At 67.4% G+C, this 9696-nt stretch carries 7 protein-coding genes; 5 read left to right on the top strand and 2 right to left on the bottom strand.

Annotated elements, in window-relative coordinates:
• Window positions 1-111 precede the first annotated feature (111 nt).
• Window positions 112-399: a chorismate mutase gene (locus NA10_RS27085; protein ID WP_067572888.1), complete on the bottom strand. Its 288-nt coding sequence runs from the start codon at window positions 397-399 to the stop codon at window positions 112-114.
• Window positions 400-773: 374 nt separating this feature from the next.
• Here NA10_RS27085 and pcrA point away from each other — a divergent pair, with 374 nt between their 5' ends.
• Entirely contained in the window at window positions 774-3257 is a 2484-nt protein-coding gene (gene pcrA, locus NA10_RS27080) for a DNA helicase PcrA (protein ID WP_067572886.1), read from the top strand.
• 180 nt (window positions 3258-3437) lie between these two features.
• On the opposite strand, the gene NA10_RS39385 is transcribed toward pcrA, so the two are convergent.
• Window positions 3438-4742 carry a M23 family metallopeptidase gene (locus NA10_RS39385; protein WP_084515288.1) on the bottom strand — a complete coding sequence of 435 codons (1305 nt, stop codon included), beginning with the start codon at window positions 4740-4742 and terminating at the stop codon, window positions 3438-3440.
• 545 nt (window positions 4743-5287) lie between these two features.
• On the opposite strand from NA10_RS39385, the gene sucC reads away from it, so the two are divergent.
• The 4 genes from sucC to NA10_RS27055 all read left to right on the top strand — a co-directional run.
• The gene (gene sucC, locus NA10_RS27070) at window positions 5288-6454 is read left to right on the top strand and encodes an ADP-forming succinate--CoA ligase subunit beta (protein ID WP_067572884.1); all 1167 of its coding nucleotides are present in this window, start codon (window positions 5288-5290) and stop codon (window positions 6452-6454) included.
• A gap of 14 nt (window positions 6455-6468) precedes the next feature.
• The gene (sucD, locus tag NA10_RS27065; protein ID WP_067572883.1) at window positions 6469-7383 is read left to right on the top strand and encodes a succinate--CoA ligase subunit alpha; all 915 of its coding nucleotides are present in this window, start codon (window positions 6469-6471) and stop codon (window positions 7381-7383) included.
• 207 nt (window positions 7384-7590) lie between these two features.
• Entirely contained in the window at window positions 7591-8523 is a 933-nt protein-coding gene (locus tag NA10_RS27060; protein WP_067572881.1) for a DUF5336 domain-containing protein, read from the top strand.
• A 196-nt stretch (window positions 8524-8719) separates the two neighbouring features.
• A partial coding sequence (locus tag NA10_RS27055; protein ID WP_245677927.1) for a cell division protein PerM occupies window positions 8720-9696 on the top strand: 977 nt, incomplete at its 3' end.

The following is a 9696-nucleotide window of genomic DNA, read 5'->3' as shown; positions in this document are numbered from 1 at the left end:
GCCCCGCTTCTGGACTGAGTGGAGCGGGGGAGCGAAGCGGAGGAGCGGAGGGAGGGAAGAAGCGGGGTCACGAGGGCCGCGACCCGCCGGAGCGGAGCGCAGGCAGAAAATTCAGTGCCCGAGACGGCCACGGCCGAGGCGCAGCAGGAGCATGGCGAGGGTGTGTCCCTCCTGGCCGAGCTCGCTGAAACGCTCCAGCACCTTCATCTCGCGCGAGTGCACGAGCTTGGTGCCGCCGTTCGCCATGCGCGTGCGGCCGATGATGCGCGAGACCTCGGTCCGGCGCTTGATGGCCGCCAGGATCTCGGCGTCGAGCTTGTCGATCTCCTTGCGCAGCTTGTCGATCTCCGCCTCCGAGGGCAGTGCGGTCGCCTCGGCGGCCGTGGTCTCGGCGGGCATGGCGGAGTCCGCTCCGGTGGCAGGCTCGGATTGCCCCGTCGTCGAGATGCTCATACTTTCAACTCCTCGTGGTCCAGAACGTCGATCGGCAGGCGGTCCCGACCCGTTACCGATCGGTTCTTCACCAAGAATCAGACCTCTTGCGTTCTACATTGTCCCCCGCTGAACCCGCTCAGGTGTATTCACTAGCCAAAGCGCCGGTCACGTGGCCAGTGTGCCATGTGGTGTGGGCAAACCAAAACGTCTACGTTTGTGAATCTGCTGAGTTTTCCGGGCCGCGACGTTCACCTCGGGTTCGCCGGACCGGCACTTATCGGACACCTCCGCCGCCGGGGTGCGCACCTGTCGGTGCCCGCCGGTAGCGTGGATGGGCGATGAAGACGACGGTGGCGAAGGACGAGCAGCAGGCCGAGCAGAAACTGCTCGAGGGGTTGAATCCGCAACAGCGCGCGGCGGTGGTGCACACCGGAACTCCGCTGCTGATCGTGGCGGGTGCCGGATCGGGAAAGACCGCCGTACTCACCCGGCGGATCGCCTATCTACTCGATGCCCGCGGGGTGCGCCCCGGTGAGGTGCTGGCCATCACCTTCACCAATAAGGCCGCCGCCGAGATGCGGGAGCGCGTCGCCGGTCTGGTCGGTCCGCGCGCGGCCGGTATGTGGGTCTCCACCTTCCACTCCAGCTGTGTTCGCATTCTTCGCACACAGGCCAATCTGGTCGCCGGGCTCAACTCCAATTTCTCCATCTACGACGCCGACGATTCGCGCCGCCTGCTCGCCATGGTGAGCCGCGACTTCGACATCGACGCCAAGAAGTACACCCCGCGCCTGCTCGCCACCGCCATCTCCAATCTCAAGAACGAGCTCATCGATCCGGCTCAGGCCGCCGCCGACGCCGAGACCGAGGAGGCCGAACTGCCGCGCCTGGTCGCCCGCGTCTACGACGAGTACCAGCGGCGGCTGCGCGCGGCCAATGCCATGGATTTCGACGACCTCATCGGCGAGACGGTGGCACTGCTGCAACGCCATCCGCAGGTGGCCGAGTACTACCGGCGGCGCTTCCGGCACGTGCTGGTCGACGAGTACCAGGACACCAACCACGCGCAGTACGTGCTGGTGCGGGAACTGGTCGGGCATCACCGGCACATCTGGGGTGAGGACGGCGCGCTCGAGCAGGAGCACACGACCGCCGACCGGGTGCCGCCGAGCGAACTGTGCGTGGTCGGTGACGCGGACCAGTCCATCTACGCCTTCCGCGGCGCCACCATCCGCAATATCGAGGAGTTCGAGCGCGACTTCCCGGATGCGGAAACCATTCTGCTGGAACAGAATTACCGCTCCACCCAGCATATTCTGGCCGCCGCCAACGCCGTCATCTCGCGCAATGAGAACCGGCGCGAGAAGAAGCTGTGGACCGACTCCGGCGATGGTGAGCTGATCGTCGGCTATGTCGCCGACAACGAGCACGACGAGGCCTCGTTCGTGGCGCGTGAGATCGACAAGCTGGTCGATCAGGGCGATGCCAACTACAACGATGTCGCGGTCTTCTACCGCACCAACAACAACTCCCGTGCGCTCGAAGAGATCTTCATTCGAATGGGGTTGCCGTACAAGGTCGTCGGCGGGGTGCGCTTCTACGAGCGCAAGGAGGTCCGCGATATCGTCGCGTACCTGCGCGTGCTGGAGAATCCCGATGACGCGGTCAGCCTGCGCCGTATTCTCAACACCCCGCGCCGGGGTATCGGCGACCGTGCCGAAGCCTGCGTGGCGGTACACGCCGAACAGCGCGGTATCGGTTTCGCACAGGCACTCCGGGATGCCGCCGACGGTAAGGTCGCGCTGCTCAACACCCGTGCGGTGAAGGCCATCGCCGGATTCGTCGAACTGCTCGACGAGATCCGCGCCGCCGGTGTGCAACCGGATCAGGACTTCCCGGATGTCGGCAATGTGGTCGAGGCGGTACTCGACCGCACCGGCTACCGCCGCGAACTCGAGGCCAGCGACGACCCGCAGGACGGTGCGCGCCTGGACAACCTCAACGAATTGGTCAGCGTCGCACGCGAATTCAGCTCCGAGGCGCGCAACAATGTGGAAGCCGCACGCGCGGAGGGCATTGTGCCCGAACAGGCCGAGGGCGAACCCGAACCCGGTTCGCTCGCAGCCTTTCTGGAGCGCGTCTCACTGGTCGCCGACAGCGATCAGATTCCGGACGAGGGCACCGGCGTGGTCACCATGATGACCCTGCACACCGCCAAGGGCCTGGAATTCCCCGTCGTCTTCGTCACCGGCTGGGAGGACGGCCAGTTCCCGCATATGCGCGCGCTGGGCGATCCCACCGAACTGGCCGAGGAGCGCCGCCTCGCCTACGTCGGCATCACCCGCGCCCGCCAGCGCCTCTACCTGACCCGCGCCGTGGTCCGCTCCGGCTGGGGCCAGCCCGTCTCCAATCCTGAATCCCGCTTCCTACAAGAGATTCCGGGCCATCTGATGGACTGGCGTCGCCTGGAGCCCACGGTCTCCCAAACCGGCCGCGGTATGGGCCGCCGTCGCGGTGATGACGAAGGTTTCGAACGCGATTGGACCCGGGGCGACGGCTGGTCGCCCGAGACCCGCCCCGGCGTCCGCGGCGGCGACCGTCGCCCGGCCCCCTCCTCGTCCTCGGGAAGCGGTGCGGGCAAGCGCAACAACACCGGCCTCGTCCTGGCCGTGGGCGACCGCGTGAGCGACGACAAGTACGGCCTGGGCCGAGTGGTGGCCGCCGAAGGCTTCGGCACCCTGGCCACCGTCACCATCGACTTCGGCACCGCGGGCAAGATCCGCCTCATCCCCTCCTACAGCCGCACCCTCGTCAAGCTCTGACCCGCGCAATTCACCTGCCGCGCACGGCATTCATAGCGATTCCATGCGCGGAGGTGTCCGCGCCCGGGTGCATCCCTCGTCATCCCGGCGTGCTTGTGGCCGGGATCCACCGCGTGTCGGACCCCTGAACGCGAACTGCCCACCCGGTTTCCCGGGTGGGCAGTCGTAAACGCTTGGTGCTCAGTCGCGCTGGACGCCGAGCGAAATGCCCCGGGAGGCGAGCCACGGCAGCGGGTCGATCTTGTCGACGCCATTGAGCCAGACCTCGAAGTGGCAGTGCGGGCCGGTGGAGAAGCCGCGGTTGCCGACCGTGGCGATCTGGTCGCCCGCCAGGACGCGCTGGCCCGCGGAGACCGTCGCGGTGTCGATGTGGCCGTAGATGGTCACGGTGCCGTCATCGTGCAGCAGCCGCACCCACATACCGAAACCCGAAGCGGGACCTGCCTCGAGCACCGTTGCGTCGGCCACGGCGTAAATGGGGGTGCCGATGGGGGCAGCCACGTCGACGCCGAGATGCTGGACGCCCCAGCGGATGCCGTAGCCGGAGGTGAAGTTGCCGGCGGCGAACTTGGTGAAGAGCGGGCGCAGTTTGGCGGCTTCGGCGGCGGCCAGATCGGCCGCGTACTTCTGGCCCTTCTGCAGGATGTCGTTGAACTGGGTGAGATCAACGGGCGCACCCGAATTCAGCACCTGCGGGGCGCCGGAGGTATCGCCGATGGTCTCGTTCGCGGAGACCTCGCGCACCTGCGCGGCGGCCTGGTACTCGACATTGTCGGCCTGTGCGCCGGTGGTCTCCATACCGGTCTGCCCGGCGGCGACCACCGCGCCCGCGGCCACGGCCACCACGGCGGCGCGGCCCTTGAGCGAACTCGGCGGGGTCGGAATGCGGTGCGTGCCACCGGCTCGGCGGCGACCGCCGGAGGTCTTCGGGCGGTCCTGCGCCGAATCCGCCGCGCCGTCCCGCTGATCGACGCGCGCGCCGTCACCGGAGAAGTCGAGGCGGTCGCCGGAGGCGGTGCGGAAGCTGTAGACGGGTCGATAGTCACCCGAGGGCGAGGGATCGGCGGGGGAGTCCCAATTGGCGCGGGACTGCCCGGCCCAATCGCTCGGATTGGGGGCGGCCCAGCCGCCGGTGGTGGGGCCGGACTGGTCGGCGTGCGAATTCCACGCGGCCGATTCATCCCATTGGGCGGCATTTCCCCACTGCGGCCGCGATTCCCAATTCGGTTCGGGCTGCCAGTTCTGCGCGGGCTCCTGCCAACCCTCGGCGGAGTCCTGCCAGTTCTCGCCGGAGCCTTGCCAGTTCTCGGCGGAGTCCTGCCAGTGCTGCGCGGGCGCGTCCCAGTTCTGCGAACCGGACCAATCGCCGTGCGCGACCTGGGTGCGCGGGGCCTCGAAGTGGGTTGCGCCCCCGCCGTTCTCGGCCTCCTCGCGATAGCGATGGCCGTGTTTGGCGCGACTGCGTGGGAACGGACTCGCGCTCATCGGAGCTGGTCCAGGTATTGCCGCGGAGCTGACGGAGTGCCTGCGGAGCGGAGCTCTACCTGCGGAGCGCTGTGCTGCGTCAAGCCTGCCGTCCTCCTGTCGTGACCGGGTTGTGACATCGACCGCATCGACGGTAACGAAACGATTGCGGCTCAGCAAGCGATGGGCCGGGTTCGGCGCGCGGGTGTGACATTCATCACCCCGAGGGCCGGCATTTCCGCACTGTGCTGTGGGTAACCAGGTGAGTCTTGTCAACGACGCCGCGTAGTACCCCGTATCAGCGTGCGAGATTCGAGTGTTCTACCTGGCGCACCGTCAACAAGCTACCCGCGAGTAGCATTGACGAGGCGTTTTGTCGGCACAGAGACAGTACCGTGACCTGCGCCACTTAGGCTGTATGCGGCTGATTTCGGCTCCATGTGACTGATTAGAGTCCGACCCGACCCGCTGACCCTTTCGAGCGACCTGCAAGTGAGTCGCTACGGGTCGACAACGGGCCGCCAACCCAGACGTTGTCACAACAACGCAGACGAGACGGTGAGTACATGGATCTCTTCGAATATCAGGCGAAGGAACTCTTCGTGAAGCACGGAGTGCCTTCGTCGGAGGGTCGTGTCACCGACACGGCCGAGGACGCGCGTGCGATTGCCGAAGAAATCGGCAAGCCGGTCATGATCAAGTCGCAGGTCAAGGTCGGTGGCCGCGGCAAGGCCGGTGGCGTGAAGTACGCCGCCACCCCGGACGACGCCTTCACCCACGCCCAGAACATCCTGGGCCTGGACATCAAGGGCCACATCACCAAGAAGATCCTGGTCGCCGAGGCGAAGGACATCGCCGAGGAGTACTACATCTCCTTCCTGCTGGATCGCTCCAACCGCACCTACCTGGCCATGTGCTCGGTCGAGGGCGGCATGGAGATCGAGGAAGTCGCGGTCAAGTCCCCCGATCGCCTCGCCAAGATCGCCGTCGACGCCGTCAAGGGTGTCGATCTGGCCTTCGCCCGTTCCATCGCCGAGCAGGGCCACCTGCCCGCCGAGGTGCTCGACGCCGCGGCCGTGACCATCCAGAAGCTGTGGGAGGTGTTCGTCAAGGAGGACGCCACCCTGGTCGAGGTCAACCCGCTGGTTCGCACCCCCAATGACGAAATCCTCGCCCTCGACGGCAAGGTCACCCTGGACGCGAACGCCGAGTTCCGCCACCCCGACCACGCGGAGTTCGCGGATATCGACGCCACCGATCCGCTGGAGCTCAAGGCCAAGGAGAACGACCTCAACTACGTCAAGCTCGACGGTGAGGTCGGCATCATCGGCAACGGCGCCGGTCTGGTCATGTCGACCCTGGACGTCGTCGCCTACGCCGGTGAGAACCACGGTGGCGTCAAGCCCGCCAACTTCCTCGACATCGGTGGCGGCGCGTCGGCCGCCGTCATGGCCGCCGGCCTGGATGTCATCCTGGGCGATTCCCAGGTCAAGAGCGTGTTCGTGAACGTCTTCGGTGGCATCACCGCCTGTGACGCGGTCGCGAACGGCATTGTCGGCGCGCTGAACACCCTGGGTGCCGAGGCCAACAAGCCGCTGGTCGTGCGCCTCGACGGCAATAAGGTCGAGGAGGGTCGCAAGATCCTCGCCGACTTCAACCACCCGCTGGTGACTCTCGCCCAGACCATGGACGAAGGCGCCGACAAGGCCGCCGAGCTGGCTGCGGCCAAGTAAGGACACGAACCACTATGTCTATCTTCCTGAACAAGGACAACAAGGTCATCGTCCAGGGCATCACCGGCGGCGAGGGCACCAAGCACACCGCGCTGATGCTGAAGGCGGGCACGAACGTGGTCGGCGGTGTCAACGCGCGTAAGGCGGGCACCACCGTCAAGCACGTCGACAAGGACGGCAACGAGGTCGAGCTGCCGGTCTTCGCCTCCGTCGCCGAGGCCATGGAGAAGACCGGGGCCGACACCTCGATCGCCTTCGTGCCGCCGGCCTTCTCCAAGGACGCCATCATCGAGGCCATCGACGCGGAGATCCCGCTGCTCGTGGTCATCACCGAGGGCATCCCGGTGCAGGACACCGCGTACGCGTGGGCCTACAACGTGGAGAAGGGCAACAAGACCCGGATCATCGGCCCGAACTGCCCCGGCATCATCACCCCGGGTGAGTCGCTGGTCGGCATCACCCCGGCCACCATCGCGGGCAAGGGTCCGATCGGCCTGGTCTCCAAGTCCGGCACCCTGACCTACCAGATGATGTTCGAGCTGCGCGACTTCGGTTTCTCCACCGCGATCGGCATCGGCGGCGACCCGATCATCGGCACCACCCACATCGACGCCATCGAGGCGTTCGAGAAGGATCCCGAGACCAAGCTCATTGTCATGATCGGCGAGATCGGCGGCGACGCCGAGGAGCGGGCCGCGGCCTACATCAAGGCCAATGTCACCAAGCCGGTCGTCGGCTACGTCGCGGGCTTCACCGCTCCCGAGGGCAAGACCATGGGCCACGCCGGCGCCATCGTCTCCGACGGTGCGGGCACCGCGCAGGGCAAGAAGGAGGCCCTCGAGGCCGCTGGCGTGAAGGTCGGCAAGACCCCGTCCGAGACCGCCGCCCTGGCCCGCGAAATCCTGGAGAAGGCGTCCATCACCGCCTGATGCACCGCTTCGCACGAAGGCCGCCTTCCCCGAATTGGGAAGGCGGCCTTCGCCGTTCCCGGACCCGTCCGGGTCACGATTCGGCCGCCACCGCGGCGGTATTCGCCTATTGCGGAATGGGCACGGCCGGTGCTACGTGGTGACCCCGGCGGTCCCGTGCAGTAGCGTCGGTGGGAGTTCGTGAACGACTCGATAGGAGACGACGACATGTCATACCCGACCGGGGGCTCGGGATACAACGGGCCCGCGCCGACGCCTTCCAACGCACCCGGCTATGGCTCGCAGCCCGCGGGTGGTCCCGCAACAGGGTCGAGTACGACGGGCGTGGCGGGCAAGGGCCTTCCCTTCTTCCTCACCGTGGGCGTCGCGGCGCTCGGTGTGATCAACTTCCTGCTGGGGTTCGCGCCCTACAAGGGAAGTAAGGAACTCAACCTCAATTACAACCTGTTCGCGTTGGATCCGCTGCTCGTGGGCATCCTGCTCTTCGCGGGTCTGCTTGCCGGTCTGTCGCTGCTGCCCAAGCAGAACTGGACCGGGGTCGCGGCGGCCGCTTCGCTGGCGGGCTTCCTGTCGATCCTGTTCAACTCGTTCACCGGTGATCTGTCCACCAAGTGGGGTGGTTGGCTGATCGTGTTCCTGTCCTTCGTGCAGGCCGTGATCGCGGTACTGGCGGTGCTGTTCGAGGCGGGCATCGTGAAGGCCCCGGCCCCGAAGCCGGCCGCGCCGCAGGGCTTCGGCCAGCAGCCGTTCGGGCAGAGCAGCGGTGGTTACCAGCAGCCGAGCTTCGGTCAGCAGGGCTTCGGTCAGCAGCAGCCGTCGTACGGTCAGCCGGGTCAGCAGGCCGGTTACGGTACCGGGGGGCAGTACCCGCAGCAGCCGTCCTACGGGCAGCAGCCCGCGGGGCAGAGCAGTGGCGGTTATCAGCAGCCGACCTACGGTCAGCAGCCGCCGTCGTACGGTCAGCAGCCGGGTGGTTACGGCCAGCAGCAGCCGTCCTACGGTCAGCCCGGAAGTTCGGATGCCACGCAGCATTTCGGCTCGCAGCCGCCGCGTCCGGCCCAGCCCTTCGGTGGCGAACAGGCCGCCGATCCGGCCGCCGATGCCACCCGCGCCTTCCGTCCCGGCCAGGACGACAAGTAGTACCCGCGCGAAATGAACGGCCCCCGGCAGCTGCCGGGGGCCGTTTCGTCTTCGAGAGGCGCTCGCCGGGACGACGGGCGGCATACGTCGGGACCAGGCGCTATGGCCGGGGCGGACCGGCGCGCCTTCGTCTTTCGGGTGGGTGCGGCTGCCAGGCTGGTTTTCCATGAGTACGCCGAGAACTACCCTGGCTCGGGTGACCGATGAGGATGTGCGGGAAAGACCGCGGGGTCCGGTCTCGGTGGGAGGGGGCGGGTTCGGGTCGCTCACTCCCGAGTGGGCCCGGGTGCTGTTCTTCGTGGCGGCCAGGTCTTCGGCCATTGTGCTGTTGATCGTCTTCGCCGTGGTGTTCGGAACGCTGCTGGCCGCGGGGAGCGGACTTTCCGGAGCCCCGGGGGCGATATCGGCGAGCTGGCTTGCGGTGCATCAGGTTCCGCTGACCATCGGGCGCACCTCGATCGGCTTGTGGCCGCTGCTGCCGACCGGGCTGATGCTGTGGCTGGTGGCGCGCGACTGCGCGCGGGCCGCCGATCACTGTGCGGCCGAAGGGGATTGCACCCCGGTGGATCTGGCCTGGATCGCGGGTGCGGCGACCGGCGGGCCGCTGCTGGTGACCGCGGTGTGCCTGGCGGTGGCCGATGACGCCTCGGCGGTGGTGGCCTTGCAGCCGCCGAATACGCTGGTCGCCTTCGCCTGGGTGATCGGCCTGCATCTGCTGGCGGTGATCGCAGGTGTGGGCGTGCGGCATTGGCGCGATTTCACCGATCTGCTGCCGATTCCGCTGCCGCACTGGGTGGTTCCGGGCCTGCGGGCCGGTCTGCGCGCGGTGTCGCGGCTGCTGGGCGTGGCCGCCGTGCTCACCGTGGTGTCGTTCGCCGCGCACTGGTCTCGGATCGGCGACACCTATCATTCGGCCGGAAACTTCGCGGGCGCACTGGGTTTGACGCTGCTGTCGCTGGCCTATCTGCCCAATGTCCTGGTGGACGCGGCGAGCGTGCTGCTCGGCGGCCACGTGCAGATCGGCGCGGGATCATTGAGTCTGTTCGGTGTCGATGGCGCACCGGTTCCGGCGGTGCCGCTGCTGGCGGCCGTGCCGTCGGGCCCGGCCGCGGCCTGGTGGTTGGTGCTGCTCATCGCCCCGGCCGCCGTCGGCGTACTCGGCGGTCTGGACTG

This window comes from Nocardia acidivorans NBRC 108247, assembly GCF_001625085.1.
GTDB classification, from domain to species: Bacteria; Actinomycetota; Actinomycetes; order Mycobacteriales; family Mycobacteriaceae; genus Nocardia; species Nocardia acidivorans.
The sequence above is the reverse complement of the archived record's forward strand: the minus strand, read 5'-3'. Positions and strand labels throughout refer to the sequence as shown.